This is a genomic window from Caballeronia sp. LZ008 (assembly GCF_031451435.1).
Lineage (GTDB): Bacteria > Pseudomonadota > Gammaproteobacteria > Burkholderiales > Burkholderiaceae > Caballeronia > Caballeronia zhejiangensis.
Window position 1 is genome coordinate 1,587,591 of sequence record NZ_JARUXK010000001.1, and the last position, 17,423, is coordinate 1,605,013.

The following is a 17,423-nucleotide window of genomic DNA, read 5'->3' on the forward strand; positions in this document are numbered from 1 at the left end:
GAAAAACGACCCGGACGCACATGCGACCGGGTCGTCAAATCCCGCCCTAAACGGTACACCGTTCGCTATCTAAGAAAAGACCTTAACTGAACGGCATTAGGCCTTCGGGCCGGTTTTTTTGTGCCTGCGAAGCGCCGCAGCCGGATCAGTCGCGCTCGAACAACGCAATCGATTCGACGTGCGACGTGTGCGGGAACATGTTCACGACGCCCGCGCCCTTCATCCGATAACCCGCTTCGTGCACGAGCAGGCCGGCGTCGCGCGCGAGCGTCGCCGGATTGCACGACACATAGACGATGCGCTCGGGCAACGGTCCCTCGCCGCTCTGGGCGATGTCCGCGAGCGCCTTCGACACGGCGAGCGCGCCTTCGCGCGGCGGATCGATGAGAAACTTGTCGAAGCGGCCAAGCGCGCGCAGGTCGTCGGCGGTCACTTCGAAGAGATTTCGGCACGCGAACGACGTGTGGCCATCGACGCCATTCGCCTTCGCGTTCTCCAACGCGCGGGCCGTCAGCGCTTCGCTGCCTTCGATCCCGACAACCTCACGCGACACCCGCGCGAGCGGCAGCGTGAAATTGCCGATGCCGCAGAAAAGGTCGAGCACGCGATCGGACTTCTCCGGAGCAAGCAGGCTGAGCGCCCGGCTCACCAGCACGCGATTGATCTGGTGATTCACCTGCGTGAAGTCGGTCGGCTTGAACGGCATGCGGATATCGAATTCCGGCAGCGTGTAAGCGAGCTCGCTATCGAGCGGATAGAACTGATAAACCGTGTCCGGTCCTTTGGGCTGGAGCCACCATTGGACGCCGTGCTCATCGGCGAAAGTGCGCAGCAGCCCTTCGTCGGCTTCGGTCAGCGGCTCCAGAATGCGCAGCACGAGCGCCGTGACGTCCGATCCGACCGCGAGCTCGATCTGCGGCATGCGATCGCGAATCGACAGGCCCGCCACCAGATGGCGCAGCGGCACGAGCATCGCGGAAACATGCGGCGGCAGCACTTCGCAGCTCGTCATGTCGGCGACGTAACTGCTCTTGCGCTCGTGAAAGCCGACCAGCACGCCACCCTTCTTTTCAACGTGCCGCACGGTCAGGCGCGCGCGATAGCGATATCCCCACGACGGCCCGTGAATCGGCCGGAACATGGTTTCGGCGCGCAGTTTGGACAGATGTTGCAGGTTGTCTTCGAGCACGCGCTGCTTCACGGCGATTTGCGCGCGAACATCTAGATGCTGCATCGAGCAGCCGCCGCAAATGCCGAAAAACTGGCACTTCGGCTTCGCGCGAATCACGCTCTCGCGCAGCACGCTCACCACTTGCGCCTGCTCGAAGCTCGGCTTTTTGCGGTAGCTCGAATAGCTGACACGTTCGCCCGGCAACGCGCCTTCGACGAAGATGACCTTGCCCGGCTCTCCGTTTTCGTTGACCGTGCGACCGACGCCGCGCGCTTCCATGTCGAGCGACTCGATTTCGATTTCGGGCGCGACGAAGTTCGGATCGGGCGTGACGGATTTCGCCGGCGCGGCGCGGCGGCGATGCTGGGTTTTTCGAGCGGCTTCGGACACCTGCGTACTTCCTGACTTATCGTGGGGCAAAGGCGAGATTGTAGACGAACGTCACGCTCTCATTCGACGAACGCCGCCAGATACTCCGCCCAGTGCGGCGAAGTCTCCTGCGCGAGCGCATTCTTGACGAAGTTGATTTCGTCCGCGTACTCATCGGGCGTGAAGCCGCCGCGCATCATCTGAAAACGACAGTACATCAGATACGTGTTGACGACATCGGTCTCGCAATAGTTGCGGATTTCGTCGATATGGCCGTCGCGATACGCTTCCCAGACCTTGCCGCCGTCCATGCCGAGCTTGCCGGGAAAGCCGCATAGCTTCGCGAGCGCATCGAGCGGCGCATTGGCGCGCGCCTGATACATCGCGAGCACGTCCATCAGGTCGATGTGCCGCATGTGATAGCGGCTGATGTAGTTGTTGAACTTGAACTCGCGGTCGTCCTGACCGAGATCCCAGTAGCGCGGCGCGGCGATGCCGTGCACGAGCGCGCGGTAGTGGAGCACGGGCAGATCGAAGCCGCCGCCGTTCCACGACACGAGCTGAGGCGTGTATTTCTCGATCACGCGATAGAACGACTGGATGAGCGCGGCCTCGCCGTCGGCCGTCGTGCCGAGCGAGCGCACGCGAAAGCCGTTGTTGTCGCGAAACACGCACGAAATCGCCGCGACACGCTGCAGATGATGCGGCAAGAAATCATTGCCGACGCGCTCGCGGCGCGCTTCGAACGCATGTTCGGCGACCTCGCGGTCGGAGAGATCGTCGGGCAAATCTTCGAGACGGCGAATGCCGTCGACATCGGGGATTGTCTCGATGTCGAAAACGAGAATCGGTGTCATTGAATCCTGGAGCGCCACGCCCCAAGCCGAAGGGCGTCGCCGAAGCGTTAAAGCACGGCGTCCTTGCGAACGCCGTTGGATGCGAAAAAGCGCTTGAGACGCACGAGCGCCTCTTGCTGGATCTGGCGCACGCGCTCGCGCGTGAGGCCCATTTCGTCGGCGAGTTCTTCGAGCGTCGCGGGCTCGATGTGGTTCAGCCCGAAACGCCGTTCGATCACGTGCCGGTGTTTGTCGGACAGACGCGAGAGCCACAACCGCGTGAGCGATTCGAGTTCGCGATGCTGCACTTCCGCGTCCGGCGACTGGCTCTGATCGTCGGAAAGGAGATCGAGCAGGCTGCTGCCCGGATCGAGGTCGAGCGGCGCGTCGAGCGAAGCCGTGTGTTCGTTGAGCGCGAGGATATCGGTGACTTCCTCGGGCGTCTTGCCGGTGAGATACGCAATATCGTCGATGCTCGCGTCGCGGCGTTCGGGCGCAACGCTGTCATTGGAATTGGCGGAATTTTTTTCCAGATGGCGCTTCGCGCGCAGCACCTGGTTCAACTCGCGGATGACGTGAACCGGCAGACGCACGGTGCGCGCCTGGTTCATGATCGCGCGCTCGATGCTCTGGCGGATCCACCAAGTGGCATAGGTCGAAAACCGGAAACCGCGCGTCGGATCGAATTTCTCGATTGCGTGCATGAGGCCGAGATTGCCTTCCTCGATCAGGTCGAGCAACGGCACGCCGCGATTGAGATATCCCTTCGCGATACTGACGACGAGCCGCAGATTGCGCTCGATCATCACCTGGCGCGCGTCGAATTCGCCGGCTTTCGCGAGTCGCGAATAGCGCTGCTCTTCCTCGACGGTCAGGAGCGGCTTCACGCTGATGCGGTTCAGGTAATGCTGGATCGTGTCGGCGGTGAGCTCGGCCTGCAAAAGCGAGCGGAAATCGTCGGCGTCGGGCGCGGAATCGTTTGCGCCTTCCGCTGCTTCGTCGCTGCTTTTTCCGCGGCTGTTGCCTTCTTCGTCCGAATCGACGTCGACATCGACATTGTCGATGTCCTCGTCTTGAGTCGAAGCACCGTCTTCCACCGACACTTGCAAAGGTCGGCTGATCGTCTCAGTCTCGGCTTGCGGCAGGCGGCGCTTCGTTTTTGGCATGATGGTTTCGCTTTATTGCGGCGGCAAATACTTCAGTGGGTCAACAGGTTTTCCCTGCCGGCGAACTTCGAAATGCAACATCACGCGGTCCGAATCGCTGTTCCCCATCTCAGCGATCTTCTGCCCTTTAGTTACCGCGTCTCCCTCTTTTACCATCAAAGCACGGTTATGTGCGTACGCTGTCAGAAAAGTTGCGTCGTGTTTGATGATAATGAGATTGCCGTAGCCGCGCAGCCCATTTCCGGAGTAAACCACTCGGCCATCCGCCGACGCGTTGACCGGATCTCCCGCCGCACCGCCAATGTTCAAACCTTTGTTGCTCGCTTCGTTGAATGTGCCGAGAATCGGACCGCGCGCCGGCCAGATGAACGCCGGCTGGGCCGCTGGCGCTGCCGCGTTCGCATCCGCGCCCGGCACGCCAGGCGCCGATGCCATGCCCGCCGCGCCGGCCGTTCCCGGCGCCGCGCCCATACCCGAGTTGGCGCCGTAATACGGCGGCTGCGCGGTCGCACCCGGCTGCGGGCTCGCGTACGCGTTCGCGCCATTCAACGGCTGCGTCTGCACGCCGCCGCCCACGATCGGCGCGGTCGCCACACCGGGCGTCGCCGCCGCGACATTCGCGCCCGGAGGCGCCACGCGCATCAGCTGGCCGACTTCGATCTGGTTCGGGTTGGTCAGGTTGTTCCACGCTGCGATGTCGTGATAATTCTGACCGTTTTCCAGTGCGATCCGATATAGGGTGTCGCCCGGCTTCACACGGTAATAGCCCGGCGGCGGCGGGCCGTTGTCCGGCGTCTGCGCTGCCGTCGTGCCGATGGGCGCGCCCGTTCTGTCGACGACCGGCGCCATGTCCATGCGCGTCGAACACGCCGCCAGCGCGGACAACGCCAGCACGCACACGCCGCGCTGCGCCGCGCTTAAGGCTTGGTCCGCACTTCCTTCTCGCAAAGCACGCAGGATACTCATCGGTGTCAAATCACTCCGGATTTTAAGGGTACAAAGAAAACGCGATCGAGCTGCTCTTCCCGCCATTGGCTTGCCGACACGCGCGTGACGAGCGTCAGCACCTGCGACTGCGCGGCCTGCGATCCGACCGGCGCGACGAGCTTGCCGCCGACCGCCAGTTGATCGAGCAAGGCCTGCGGCACGTCGAGGCCGGCGCACGCGATGACGATCGCGTCGAACGGCGCGGCCGCGGGCAAGCCGAGGCGGCCATCGCCGTAATGCAGCCGGATATTCGGCACGCGCAACGGCCGAAGATTGAGCTTCGCGCGCTCCGACAACGGACGCACGCGTTCGATCGAATAAACCTCAGTGGCGACTTGCGACAGCACGGCCGCCTGATAACCGCAACCGGTGCCGATCTCCAGCACCTTGTTCAACGCGCGCCCGGTCGCGACCAGTTCGATCATGCGCGCGACGACCGACGGCTTCGAGATGGTCTGGTGATGGCCGATCGGCAGCGCGGCGTCTTCGTAAGCCTGCGCCGCGAGCCCCGGATCGACGAACATGTGGCGCGGCACGACCGACATCGCATTGAGCACGCGCGGATCGGTCACGCCGTTCGAGCGCAGGCGTTCGACCATGCGCTCGCGCACCCGTTCCGATGTGAGTGTCTGCGTGCTTGCCAGCGCAACATTGGGCGCGCCTTTTTTCATCGCGATCGCGGCGGCGTTCAGGTCGCGCTCGCCGGGCCGCGGCGCCGGACGCAGTGAATTCGCGCGCGCCGGATGAGCCGAATGATGCGTCTGCGCCGCGCTCTTGCTCGCCGACGGAACCGGTTTCGCCCCGCCAATTGCGGTCTTCGCGCCCGAACGCACGGGAAAAACGGACGTGGCCGGCTTCGCGGACGCCGCTGCCGTCGCGGGATTTTTCATCGTCGCGTTCGCCGCGCGCGATTGTCCAGGCCTTGCCGGCTGCGTCGGCGTCGGCGTCGGCTTCAGCGCGGAAGCGGCGGCTGGCTTGCCGCGCGAATCTTGCGGACGGGCCACGGGTTTGCGCGGCTCGCGAACGAGATCCGCGAGCGCCAGCGGAAAGCGCTTGGCGCGCTCGTCGCTCATGTGCGAGCGCTCCCGGCGCGCGCCCATTCGCGCGTCTCCGCCATGAGCTTCGTATGAGTGAGATCGAGTTGCAGCGGCGTGATCGACACGAAGCCGTTCGCGACCGCGTGGAAATCGGTGCCTTCGCTCGCGTCGAGCGCATCGCCTGACGGGCCGATCCAGTAGATGGGGTTGCCGCGCGGATCGGTCTGGCGGATCACCGGCTGCGAAGGATGACGCTTGCCGAGGCGCGTCACTTTCCATTCGCGCAACTGATCGTAAGGCAGGCTCGGAATGTTCACGTTCAGCAACGGATGACCCGGCATCGGATGTTCGAGGAAATGAGCGACGATCTCGGCCGCCACGCGCGCGGCGTCGTCGAGATGAAGCCAGTCGCGGCCGACGAGCGAGAATGCGATCGCCGGAATGCCGAACATGAAGCCTTCGGTGGCGGCCGCCACGGTGCCCGAGTACAGCGTGTCCTCGCCGACGTTCTGCCCGTTGTTGATGCCCGACACGACGAGATCAGGCTGCTCGTCGAGCATGCCCGTGAGCGCGATGTGCACGGAATCGGTCGGCGTACCGTTCACGAAGTTGAAACCGTTCGGCGCCTGATGAACGCTCAAGGGCCGCGACAGCGTAAGCGAGTTGGACGAGCCGCTGCAGTTCTGCTCCGGCGCCATCACCGTCACTTCGCCGAGCGGCTGCAGGACATCGTGCAGCACATTGATGCCGCGCGCCAGATAACCGTCGTCGTTGCTGAGTAGGATTCGCATCCGACGATTGTAACCGAGGAAAGTGGCGCGACGACGACTCGAACTGCCATACACTGAGCCCAGTTCAACCAGGAGAAAACATGCGCGCCGTACGATGCAACGAACACGGATTGCCCCACACGCTTTCGATCGAAACGCTGCCCGACCTGCATCCGGAAGCAGGCGAAGTCGTCATTGACGTGAAAGCGGCGAGCGTGAACTTTCCCGACGTGCTCATCATCCAGAACAAATACCAGTTCAAGCCGCCGCTGCCGTTCACGCCCGGCGCGGAGTTCGCGGGCATCGTGCGCGAAGCCGGCGCGGGCGTCACGCATCTCGCGCCCGGCATGCGCGTGGCCGCCTACACCGCGCAAGGCGCGTTCGCCGAACAGGCGCGCGCGAAAGCCGCCGATTGCATCGTCTTGCCCGATGACGTCGATCTCGCCGAGGCCGCCGCGTTCTCGCTCGCCTACGGCACGTCGTATCACGCGCTCGTCGATCGCGGCGAGCTCAAGGCCGGCGACACGCTGCTCGTGCTGGGCGCGGCCGGCGGCGTCGGCATCGCGGCGATCCAGATCGGCAAGATCGTCGGTGCGCGCGTGATCGCGGCGGCATCGAGCGCGGAGAAGCTCGCGTTCTGTCGCGAACATGGCGCGGACGAGGTCATCGATTACGCGCACGAAGACTTGCGCGAACGTATCAAGGCGCTGACGGACGGCAACGGGCCGGATGTGATCTTCGATCCGGTCGGCGGAACGTATGCCGAACCCGCGTTTCGCAGCATCGGCTGGCGCGGACGGTATCTCGTCGTCGGCTTCGCGAACGGCGAGATTCCGAAGCTGCCGTTCAATCTGGCGCTGCTGAAAGGCGCGAGCATCGTCGGCGTGTTCTGGGGCGGTCACATGCAGCGCGAACACGCGCTCGCCGATCGGGAATTCGCGACGATGGTCGAGTGGATCAAAGCGGGCAAGCTGCGCCCTGTCGTCACGAAACGCTACTCGCTCGACGAAACGCCGCAAGCGCTGGACGACATGATGAACCGGCGCGTGACGGGCAAGATCGTGATCGAGCCATAACGCGCGCACTGCTACCATTGCGCGCTTTCACGCACTCCGCGAAGAGCCATGGCGAGTCTATGCCCCGATGTCAGCGTCATCGTGCCGGTCTACAACTGCGAAGCCTGGCTCGAAGCGCTGCTGCGCTCGGTGCTCGATCAGCAAGGCGTCGATCTCGAAGTCATCGCGATCTGTGACGGCGCGACAGACGACAGTCTCGCCATGCTCGAAACGATGGCGGCGGCCGATGCGCGCATCCGTGTGGTAGCGCAGGAAAATCGCGGCGTATCGGCGTCGCGCAATGTCGGGCTGACGCTCGCGCGCGGCGAGTGGATCGCGTTCGCGGACGGCGACGACTGGATGAAGCCCGGCGCGTTGCGCACGTGGATCGAACACGGCCGCCAGCATCGGCTTGATGTCGTGATCGGCAACGGATTCAGCTTCGAGGACTTGCCGCCGCCCGCCGATCCTCGACCGATGTACGAAGGCCAGCCGTGGGGCGACATCTGCGACGGCACGGCGTGGCTCAAACGGACCGTGCCGAACGACGACTGGGTCGTCTGCGTGTGGCTGCAATGCGTGCGGCGCGATCTCGTCGTGAGACACGGCCTGCGTTTCGAGGAAGGCGTGGTGCACGAGGACATCATCTGGGCGTTGCAGCTCGGGCTTTACGCACAGCGCGTCGGTTTCGTGCGCGAACCGTTGTACGGCTATCGACGCAATCCGGAATCGATCACGAACTCGCCCTCGCCGGCCGCTGTCGCGCGCCGCGCGGCGGGTTATCTGCGCGTGATCGACGCGCTCGTGACCGCCGCGCTCGATCCGCAAACCGACCGAAGTCTCAGCCGGATTCTGCTACGCCAAGCCAACCGCGAAAGCGGTCATCTCCTGCATGTGCTCAGAAAGCGCCTGACCGACGACGAACTGCGCAAGCCTTTCGCGCGGCAGTTTCTGCAGTCGGGGTATGTTCGCGCGATGCTGAAGGGCGCGACCAATGCGAGCGAAGTGTGGCGCGCGCTTCGCTGCTGGCGCGTCTATTCGCGCTTCGCGGCGTGAAGGCGTCCGCTTATAGGCGTCGCGATTGCGCGCGCGGCAGCATGCCGATGCGCGTTGCTTGGGTCGGCTGAGCCGCTTTGGCGTCGGCGAAATCGGCCATCGCGTAGTGTTGCGCCGCGCGCGCATGGTTGCCGTGCAACGTCCTGAACGCGGATGTCACGCGACGCACGGTGAGCAGGCGTTGCCACAAGCGTTCGCGAAGCCCGCCGAAAGGCAGAAAGGACGGCGGCACCACGACCGCGCCCGGGCCCCAGCCCGGACGCCACGAGCGCGCAAGGCCCTGGCGCATAAAGAGAGAGAGCGTCGGCACGCCGATGCAGGACGCGAGATGCCCGAGCCCCGAATCGTTGCCGATGAACCACGACGATTCGGCGATCCATGCCGCGACTTCGCCCAGTTGCGGCAGCGCATTGACCTCGCACCCTTCTTCAGCGATATCGCCCCAGACGCCGAACTCCGCAGGCGCGACGAGAAAGCTCGGCCGCAATCTCCGCCGCGTCAGCGCACGCGAGAGCGCAAGAAACTTCTCGCGGCCCCACATCTTTTCAGGATGACTGCCGGTCGGATGAATGACGACGCGATTCGCGAAGCGCCCGCGCATGACGCCGGACGGCACGACGAGACCGTTCGCGCGCGTCACGTCGGCGAGACCGAGCACGTTCTTCGCGATATCGACGATGCGGTCGACCATGTGCTTCGAGCCGCCGTATTCCGGCAGCGTGGCGAGACAGATGGTCTGGCCCGAGCGGCTCAGCGTCGATGCGTAGTCGGTCGGGCGAAGCTCGATCACGGTGTCGAACGCGCCCTGCCAGGCGTCGCGACGCCCTACCGTCACATGGGGAAACCAGTCGGCGAGTTGCTCCACGACCCAGCCGAACACGACGGGGCGATATCCGTTGCGGATGAGATTGTCGACGAGAACGAGCCCGATGAGGCTGTCGCCGATCGGCGATGGCAATACCACCGCAATCGAACCGTCAGTTCGCAGTTTCATTGTTGGTCCCGCGGGATCGCACGACGGACGTCGTGCAACGGCCTGTCCAGGACAGCATGATAGCGATGTCGACCGTGTCGTGCCATGACGGGCATTCCGAAAACGGTCGGCTTCGTTGACGGCGTGTTGGCACGCGCACAACCGGGGCGTCAAAGCTTCTCGGTTTCTCCGCTCTTCGGCTGCCATTTCATGAGCCGGCGCTCGACCAGCGCGACGAGACCGTCGAGCACCAGCGCGAACGCGGTCAGCACGAGAATCCCCGCGAACACCGTGTTGATGTCGAAGGTGCCTTCGGCCTGCAGGATCAGATAACCGACACCGCGCGCCGAGCCGAGATATTCGCCGACCACCGAGCCGACGAACGCGAGCCCCACCGACGTGTGCAGGCTCGAAAACACCCAGCTGGTCGCGCTCGGCAGATAGACATACCGCAGCAACTGCTTGCGATTCGCGCCGAGCATGCGCGCATTCGCGAGCACGACCGGGCTCACTTCCTTCACGCCCTGATACACGTTGAAGAACACGATGAAGAACACGAGCGTCACGCCAAGCGCGACCTTTGACCAGATGCCGAGACCGAACCACACCGCGAAGATCGGCGCCAGGATCACGCGCGGCATCGAATTGGCGGCCTTGATGTAGGGATCGAGGAGCGCGCTCGTCATCGGCGCGAGCGCGAGCCAGAGACCGACGCCGAGTCCCGTCACCGTGCCGATGACGAACGCCAGCACCGTTTCGATCAGCGTCACCCACAGATGGATGTAAATCTCGCCGCTCGTGAACCATTCCCAGATGCGTATGAGCACCTTCTGCGGCTCGCCGAAGAAAAAGGCGGCCTTGTTCGCGTCGTCGAAATAGAAAGGCGGCAAGAGCGTCGGGCTCGTCAGCATGTACCACAGCACGAAGCACGCGAGCAGCAACAGCCACTGCCACACGATGAGATTCGCCCGATTCGGGCGCAGCTTGTTCCACATGGTCGTATCGTCTTATTCGGCGGCGGGCTTCAGCTGCTGCTGATAACCCTTCAGCACTTCTTCGCGCAGCACGCCCCAAATCTGCGCGTGCAGTTCGACGAAGCGCGGATGCGAGCGGATCTCGGCGACATCGCGCGGGCGCGGCAGATCGATCGCGAATTCGCCGATCGGATGCGTGCCCGGCCCCGCCGCCAGCACGACGACGCGATCGGACATCGAGATCGCCTCGTCCAGATCGTGCGTGATGAAAAGCACGGCCTTGCGTTTCGCGGCCCACAGATCGAGCAACTCGTTTTCCATGAGCTGGCGCGTCTGGATGTCGAGCGCGGAGAACGGCTCGTCCATGAGGATGATGTCGGGATCGAGGATGAGCGTCTGCGCCATCGCGACGCGCTTACGCATGCCGCCCGACAACTGATGCGGATAACGGTCGCCGAAACCGCCGAGGCCCACGCGCTTCAGCCATTCCTCGCCGCGCTTGTCGGCTTCGGCCTTCGGCACGCCCTGAAACGCGAGGCCGGCCGTGACGTTGTCGAGCGCGGAGCGCCACGGCATCAGCGCATCGGCCTGGAACATGTAGCCCGCGCGCCGGTTGATGCCCTTCAGCTTTTCGCCGAACACGCTCACGGTGCCCGACGAAGGCTCCAGCAATCCCGCCGACACGTTGAGCAATGTCGATTTTCCGCAGCCGGTCGGCCCGACGACGGACACGAATTCTCCTGGCGCGATCGCGAGGCTCGTATCGCGGACCGCCGTGTAGCGATCACGGCGACTCTCGCGCGACGCGAACGTGCAGGTGACGTCCTCGAGCGCGAGCGCATGGTTCGATGGCGACGACATCGGTCAGACCTTGACGCTCGCGAGCGCCTTCTTGACGAAATCGTTGGTCCAGGTCTTCGACAGGTCGATCGGCTTGCCCTTCACGGTTTCGTCGAAGGCTTGCAGCGTCTTGAGCGAGGTCGCGGGACCGTCGGCGGGCATCAGGCCGTCCGGCGACAGCGCTTCCTTCACGTGCTGCCACGAATCGAGATACAGCGCGCGATCGCCGAGCAGATAGCTTTCCGGCACCGTCGAGATGAGATCCTTGCCCGAGGCCGTCTGCAGCCACTTCAGCGCGCGTACCATCGCGTTGGTGAGCGCCTGCGTCGTGTTCGGATTCTTCGTGATGAAGCTCTGCGACGCGTACAGGCAACCCGCCGGCATGTTGCCGCCGAACACCTTGACGGTGTCCGCGAGCGTGCGCGTGTCCGACACGATGCGGATATCGCCCGCGCGATCGAGCTTGGTCATCACCGGATCGAGGTTGGCGATGGCGTCGATCTGGCCGGATTGCAGCGCGGCGATCGCGCCCGCGCCCGCGCCGACGCCGATGAACGACACGTCGGTCGCCTTCAGCCCCGCTTGCGCGAGCACGAAGCTCGCCATGATCGCCGTCGACGAGCCCGGCGCCGTCACGCCGATTTTCTTGCCCTTCAAATCGGCGACGGACTTGTAGTTCGGCATCGCCTTCTTGGACACGGCGAGCACGATCTGCGGCGCGCGCCCTTGCAGCACGAATTCGCGGAAGTACTGATTCTTCGCCTGCAGCAGCAACGTGTGCTCGAACGCGCCGGATACGACATCCGCGCTGCCGCCGACCGCCGCCTGAAGCGCCTTCGCGCCGCCCGCGAAATCGGCGATTTCGACGTCGAGCCCTTCGTCCTTGAAGTAGTTGCGACGCTCGGCGATCGTGAGCGGCAGATAGTAGAAGAGATTCTTGCCGCCGACCGCGACCGATACCTTGCTCTGCTCCAGCTTGTTCTGTGCGAATGCGAGCGGCATGCCCGAGATTGCCCCGCCCGCGAGCGCGGCGCCGCTCGCGATGAACGTTCTGCGTTTCATCGTTGTCTGTCTCCTGGTTTTATCGTTGTCGGCGCTGTTCGGCTCGAGGCTCAGATCACCTTGGCCGCGCGCAGCCGCGCAATATCGTCGGCATCATACCCGAGCGTTTGAAGTACTTCATCCGTGTGTTCACCGAGTTGCGGCCCGAGCCAGCGCGTTTCCCCCGGCGTTTCGGAGAGCTTCGGCGTCACGTTCGGCAGCGTGATCTCGCGGCCGTCCTGCCACGGGAAACGCTGCAGCATCTGACGCGCGAGGTATTGCGGATCGGTGAACATGTCGGCGACGCTGTAGATGCGCCCGGCCGGCACGTCGGCGGCGTTCAACACAGCGAGCGCCTCGTCGATGCTGCGCGTCGAGAGCCAAGCGGCGATAGCGTCGTCGATTTCCTGCGTGCGCGGCACGCGTCCGTCGTTCGACGCGAGCGCGGGATCGTCCGCGAGATCCGCGCGATCGATCGCGTTCATCAGGCGCTTGAAGATCGGATCGCTGTTGCCGCCGATCACGATGCTGCCATCGCGGCACGGATACGTGTTCGACGGCACGATGCCCGGCAGCGACGCGCCCGTGCGCTCGCGCACCATGCCGTACACGCCGTATTCCGGCACGACGCTTTCCATCATGTTGAAGACGGCTTCATAGAGCGCGACGTCGACGACCTGGCCTTTGCCGCCGTTCACTTGGCGATGATGCAGCGCCATCAGCGCGCCGATCACGCCGTGCAGCGCGGCGATCGAATCGCCGATCGAAATGCCGATGCGCGGCGGCGGCAAATCCGGATAACCGGTGATATGACGCAAACCGCCCATCGATTCCGCGATTGCGCCGAAGCCCGGACGATCGCGATACGGACCGGTCTGACCGTAACCGGAAAGGCGCACCATCACGAGAGCGGGATTGTCGGCGGACAGCACCTCGTAACCGAGCCCGAGTTTCTCCAGCAAGCCGGGCCGGAAATTCTCGACGACGATATCGGCTTCCTTCGCGAGCCGCCGCACGATCTCCTTGCCCTCGTCGGCCTTGAGATTGATCGTCACGGATTTTTTGTTGCGCGCCTGCACGGCCCACCAGAGCGACGTGCCGCCCACTTCCGGATAGAGCTTGCGCCACTTGCGCAGCGGGTCGCCGCCGTTCGGATCCTCGATCTTGATGACGTCGGCGCCGAACTCGCCCATGAAGCGCGCGGCGAACGGGCCGGCGATGAGCGTGCCCAGTTCCAGTACCTTCACGCCCGCGAGTGGTCCCGTCGTTGCGCTCATGGTCGTGTCTCCTTCGTGTGTTTTCTCAGAGCGGAATATCGAGCGGCTTGAAGCGCGGCGTGCCGTCGGCGAGCGTCTCGCTGAACATCGCCGCGGGGCGCACCCACAAGCCGCGTTCATGCGGCCACAGATGCTCGTAGACGATCATCGCTTCCTCGGTTTCCGAGTGCCGCGCGACGCCGATCACGCGATACAGCCCGCCCTTGTAGTGACGATGCGTCGCGAGCGCGAGCGCTTCGGTTTCTGTCATCGATTGGAGTCCTTTCATACGGAACGGCGATCGAGCATCGCGCGCGCGATCGTGCCGGCATCGACATATTCGAGCTCGCCGCCGACCGGCACGCCGCGCGCGAGCCGCGTCACCTTGAGCCCTTTGCTCTTGAGCGTTTGCGCGAGATAGTGCGCGGTCGCTTCGCCTTCGTTGGTGAAGTTGGTGGCGAGCACCACTTCCCGCACAACGCCGTCGAGCGCGCGATTGATGAGCCGCTCGAAGTGAATCTCCTTCGGACCGATGCCGTCGAGCGGGCTGAGCCGTCCCATCAGTACGAAATAGAGCCCGCGATACGTGAGCGTCTGTTCGAGCATGATCTGGTCGGCAGGCGTCTCGACGACGCACAGCAAAGCCGGATCGCGCTCTTCGTCGCTGCAGACTTCGCAGATATCGCTTTCCGTGAACGTGTTGCACTTCTCGCAGTGCTTCAGATTCTCGGTGGCGAACAGCAGCGAATTGCCGAGCTTTTCGGCGCCTTTGCGATCGTGCTGCATCAGGTGATACGCCATGCGCTGCGCCGACTTCGGTCCGACGCCGGGCAGCGCGCGCAGCGCTTCGACGAGCGCCGACAGGGCGGAAGGTTGTTTCATGTGTCCTTCATTTGACATCGAAGCGCGCCGAATCCGCTCCGGCGCGCGCGATCAGAACGGCAGCTTGAAACCCGGCGGCATCGGCATGCCGGCGGTCATGCCGCTCATCTTCTCTTGCGTGGTGGCTTCCGCCTTGCGCACGGCGTCGTTGAACGCGGCGGCGACGAGGTCTTCCAGCATGTCCTTGTCGTCGGCGAGCAGGCTCGGGTCGATCTGCACGCGGCGAACGTCGTTCTTGCAGGTCATCGTCACCTTCACGAGACCGGCGCCGGACTGGCCCTCGACCTCGATCTGCGCGAGCTGATCCTGCATCTTCTTCATGTTTTCCTGCATCTGCTGAGCCTGTTTCATCAGCCCGGCGAGTTGGTTCTTCATCATGGTTCGGCTCCTTACTGGAAAACGTGTGGCAAAAGCACGCGCGATGCGCGCGCCCGATATTCGGTGCGGCGGCGCGAAGTCGAAAACCGCGCCGCGCGCTTCAGTTCACGATGGATTCGCGCCCGATGCGGCAATCGGCTTGATCGAACCCTGCACGATGCTCGCGCCGAAATCGCGGATCAGCGATTGCACGAACGGATCCTGCTTGATCTCCTGCTCGGCTTCCTGCTGACGGCGGGCGCGTTCGGCGGCGTCGAGCGCGGCAGCGGTGCGCCGCGCGGGCGCGACGTTCACGCTGACTTCGATCGCACGGCCGAGCTTTTCGGCGAGCGCGGCCTTGAGTTTGCCGACATGCGTGGCGTCGGTGTACATCTGGACCGGAACCGCAAGCGTCACGGAATTCGCATCGCAGGCGGTGAGCTCGCTGTTGAACGCAAGCTGATACGCAACGCCCTTCAGCGGAAGATCGACGGCGAGCGCCGCCCATTCGATCGACACGCCGAGCACATCGAGCGGCACGGCGGGCGGCAACGGCGCCGTGTCGATGACGGGCGCCGGTTTCGCGGCGGGCTCGGCGTTGAAGCGCATGTCGTCCGGGCCGCTGTCGAAGGCTGGCACGAAGCCGTCGTCGGGCGGCATGAAGTAAGCGTCTTCGGATCCGGCCGGCGCGTAGTCGTCGGGCGGCATCTCTTCCCACGGCGGCACGACGTTCGACTTGCTCGCGTTGCCGGCCGCGGGCTTCGGCTCGGGCTTCGGCTCGGGCGCGGCGGATGCGGCAGCCGGGGCGCGGCGCGGCGTCGGCACCGGAACTTGCTCGGCCGGTTTCGCGACGGGCTTGGGCGCAGCGGGAGCCGCCGTCTGCGCAGACGCGCCACGCGCGCCCCGATCGGACGACAGGCGCATGCCCGCGCTGCGCAAGACTTCAAGCGCCGCGCTCGCGCCGCTTGCCGCGCGCGATGTCGCGGCTTCGTCGGACGTGCTCGGCGCGGCAGGCGCGGCTTCATCGACGGCCTGTCGCGCGGCGCTCGGCATCGGCGCGGCTTTCACCGGCACGGGCTCGCTCTTTTCGACGACGGGTTCTTCGACCGCCTTCACGACCACCGTCTCGACGGCGGGCGCCGGCGCTTTCGCAACCGACGCCGACGCAGGCGCAGGCGCGACGGCGCGCTCGGCCATCGCACCCACGAGCGCGGCGCTGCGCGCGGGCTTCGCGCCCGAAGGCGCACCCACGGCGACGCCGCCGCCCGATCCGCCCGCCGGCTCGAACGCGAGCATGCGCAGGAGCGTCATCGTGAAGCCGGCGTACTCGTCCGGCGCGAGACCGAGCTCGCTGCGCCCGACCGTGGCGATCTGATAGAAAAGCTGAACCTGCTCGGCCGACAGCATCTCGGCGAAGCGGCGGATGTCCGCGGCTTCAGGCCATTCGTCCAGCACCGACGTCGGTGCGAACTGCGCCCATCCGATCCGATGCAGAAGACTCGCCAGATCCTGCAGCGCTGTCGAGAACGACAAACTGCGCAGCGCCATTTCGTCGGCGATCGCGAGCACGCCGGGGCCGTCGCCGCCGGCGAGCGCGTCGATGAGACGGATCAGGTAGCTTTGATCGAGCGCGCCGAGCATGCCGCGCACGGCATCCTCGGTGACTTCGTTCGCCGAATACGCGATGGCCTGATCGGTCAGCGAAAGCGCGTCGCGCATGGAGCCGTCCGCCGCGCGCGACAAGAGACGCAGTGCCTGCGGCTCGAACGGGATGTTCTCCTGCTGAAGAATGTTCTCCAGATGCGAGACGATGTGCCCCGCCGGCATCTGCTTCAGATTGAACTGGAGGCAACGCGAGAGCACGGTGACCGGAATCTTCTGCGGATCGGTCGTCGCGAGAATGAACTTCACGTGCGGCGGCGGCTCTTCCAGCGTCTTCAGCATTGCGTTGAAGGCGTGGTTCGTGAGCATGTGCACTTCGTCGATCATGTAGACCTTGAAGCGGGCATCGACGGGCGCGTACACGGCGCGCTCGAGCAGCGCCGCCATTTCGTCGACGCCGCGATTGCTCGCCGCATCCATCTCGACGTAATCGACGAAGCGGCCTTCATCGATTTCCCGGCACGCACGGCACACGCCGCACGGCTTCGAGGTCACGCCGGTTTCACAATTGAGCGCCTTCGCGAAGATGCGCGAGAGCGTCGTCTTGCCGACGCCGCGCGTGCCCGTGAAAAGATACGCGTGATGCAGGCGGCCGCCGTCGAGCGCGTGCGTGAGCGCACGGACGACGTGCTCCTGGCCGACGAGCGACTCGAATGATTTCGGTCGCCATTTGCGTGCGAGAACTTGATAGGTCATGCGCGAAATTGTATCAGCAACGACCTTGCGCAAACGCCGCTCCAGCGGGGTGATCGGGCGCACGAACGCGCCACGCGCCATGGCGTGCGGAACACGAATAAGTCAGGAAAACCAGCAGGGAGACCTACGGAAGAAAAGCGGAAGGTGACGAGCCCGACCCTCGGCACTGGTGGAAAGCGGCTGTGGCTGCTTCGTTCCCGACCTGACCAGGTTGACCGCGCCACCATGCGAGGAGGCCCGTCACGTTGAATTGTACCACGGGGTCGGGCGCAGCCGGAAGGCGTCGGCGAAACGC

At 64.6% G+C, this 17,423-nt stretch carries 17 protein-coding genes and 1 other RNA gene; 2 read left to right on the forward strand and 16 right to left on the reverse strand.

Annotated features, from left to right (window positions below; all coding sequences use genetic code 11):
* Positions 1-145: 145 nt before the first annotated feature.
* Genes rlmD through surE form a run of 6 tightly spaced genes read right to left on the reverse strand, consistent with a single transcriptional unit; the run spans position 146 to position 6,357 of the window.
* Positions 146-1,600 (reverse strand): 23S rRNA (uracil(1939)-C(5))-methyltransferase RlmD, encoded by a 1,455-nt coding sequence (gene rlmD, locus QCE49_RS07415; RefSeq protein WP_409017208.1) that lies wholly within the window; start codon positions 1,598-1,600, stop codon positions 146-148.
* Between the two features lie 20 nt (positions 1,601-1,620).
* Positions 1,621-2,397, reverse strand: a complete 777-nt coding sequence (locus QCE49_RS07420) for a 3'-5' exonuclease (RefSeq protein WP_250457754.1) — start codon at positions 2,395-2,397, stop codon at positions 1,621-1,623.
* 47 nt (positions 2,398-2,444) lie between these two features.
* Positions 2,445-3,542, reverse strand: coding sequence for an RNA polymerase sigma factor RpoS (gene rpoS / locus QCE49_RS07425; protein WP_008349362.1), 1,098 nt, complete (start codon positions 3,540-3,542; stop codon positions 2,445-2,447).
* Positions 3,543-3,554: 12 nt separating this feature from the next.
* Positions 3,555-4,508 (reverse strand): peptidoglycan DD-metalloendopeptidase family protein, encoded by a 954-nt coding sequence (locus tag QCE49_RS07430; protein ID WP_250457761.1) that lies wholly within the window; start codon positions 4,506-4,508, stop codon positions 3,555-3,557.
* Positions 4,509-4,513: 5 nt separating this feature from the next.
* A complete protein-coding gene (locus QCE49_RS07435) occupies positions 4,514-5,602 on the reverse strand; it encodes a protein-L-isoaspartate(D-aspartate) O-methyltransferase (protein WP_250457753.1) in 1,089 nt (362 codons plus the stop codon).
* The gene (gene surE, locus QCE49_RS07440) at positions 5,599-6,357 is read right to left on the reverse strand and encodes a 5'/3'-nucleotidase SurE (protein WP_008349357.1); all 759 of its coding nucleotides are present in this window, start codon (positions 6,355-6,357) and stop codon (positions 5,599-5,601) included. Before surE ends, QCE49_RS07435 begins: the two co-directional genes overlap by 4 nt.
* An 80-nt stretch (positions 6,358-6,437) precedes the next feature.
* Here surE and QCE49_RS07445 point away from each other — a divergent pair, with 80 nt between their 5' ends.
* A complete protein-coding gene (locus QCE49_RS07445) occupies positions 6,438-7,412 on the forward strand; it encodes an NADPH:quinone oxidoreductase family protein (protein WP_008349355.1) in 975 nt (324 codons plus the stop codon).
* A 48-nt stretch (positions 7,413-7,460) separates the two neighbouring features.
* Complete coding sequence (locus tag QCE49_RS07450; protein WP_250457752.1) at positions 7,461-8,447, forward strand: glycosyltransferase; 987 nt, start codon at positions 7,461-7,463, stop codon at positions 8,445-8,447.
* A 10-nt stretch (positions 8,448-8,457) separates the two neighbouring features.
* Here the strand turns inward: QCE49_RS07450 and QCE49_RS07455 are convergent, their stop codons facing one another.
* The 10 genes from QCE49_RS07455 to ffs form a co-directional block, all read right to left on the reverse strand.
* Entirely contained in the window at positions 8,458-9,441 is a 984-nt protein-coding gene (locus QCE49_RS07455; protein ID WP_008349351.1) for a glycosyltransferase family 9 protein, read from the reverse strand.
* 149 nt (positions 9,442-9,590) lie between these two features.
* Positions 9,591-10,415 carry an ABC transporter permease gene (locus QCE49_RS07460; protein ID WP_034473729.1) on the reverse strand — a complete coding sequence of 275 codons (825 nt, stop codon included), beginning with the start codon at positions 10,413-10,415 and terminating at the stop codon, positions 9,591-9,593.
* 12 nt (positions 10,416-10,427) lie between these two features.
* Positions 10,428-11,255 carry an ABC transporter ATP-binding protein gene (locus tag QCE49_RS07465; protein WP_250457751.1) on the reverse strand — a complete coding sequence of 276 codons (828 nt, stop codon included), beginning with the start codon at positions 11,253-11,255 and terminating at the stop codon, positions 10,428-10,430.
* 3 nt (positions 11,256-11,258) lie between these two features.
* Positions 11,259-12,296 carry an ABC transporter substrate-binding protein gene (locus tag QCE49_RS07470; RefSeq protein ID WP_250434830.1) on the reverse strand — a complete coding sequence of 346 codons (1,038 nt, stop codon included), beginning with the start codon at positions 12,294-12,296 and terminating at the stop codon, positions 11,259-11,261.
* Positions 12,297-12,346: 50 nt separating this feature from the next.
* Complete coding sequence (locus tag QCE49_RS07475; RefSeq protein WP_250457750.1) at positions 12,347-13,552, reverse strand: CaiB/BaiF CoA-transferase family protein; 1,206 nt, start codon at positions 13,550-13,552, stop codon at positions 12,347-12,349.
* A gap of 25 nt (positions 13,553-13,577) precedes the next feature.
* Complete coding sequence (locus QCE49_RS07480; protein ID WP_008349339.1) at positions 13,578-13,802, reverse strand: DUF1653 domain-containing protein; 225 nt, start codon at positions 13,800-13,802, stop codon at positions 13,578-13,580.
* Positions 13,803-13,816: 14 nt separating this feature from the next.
* Positions 13,817-14,413 carry a recombination mediator RecR gene (gene recR / locus QCE49_RS07485; protein WP_034473726.1) on the reverse strand — a complete coding sequence of 199 codons (597 nt, stop codon included), beginning with the start codon at positions 14,411-14,413 and terminating at the stop codon, positions 13,817-13,819.
* Between the two features lie 51 nt (positions 14,414-14,464).
* Positions 14,465-14,791, reverse strand: coding sequence for a YbaB/EbfC family nucleoid-associated protein (locus tag QCE49_RS07490; RefSeq protein ID WP_008349334.1), 327 nt, complete (start codon positions 14,789-14,791; stop codon positions 14,465-14,467).
* Positions 14,792-14,896: 105 nt separating this feature from the next.
* Complete coding sequence (locus tag QCE49_RS07495) at positions 14,897-17,128, reverse strand: DNA polymerase III subunit gamma/tau (RefSeq protein WP_250457749.1); 2,232 nt, start codon at positions 17,126-17,128, stop codon at positions 14,897-14,899.
* 143 nt (positions 17,129-17,271) lie between these two features.
* Positions 17,272-17,370, reverse strand: an RNA gene (gene ffs, locus QCE49_RS07500) — signal recognition particle sRNA small type.
* Positions 17,371-17,423 lie beyond the last annotated feature (53 nt).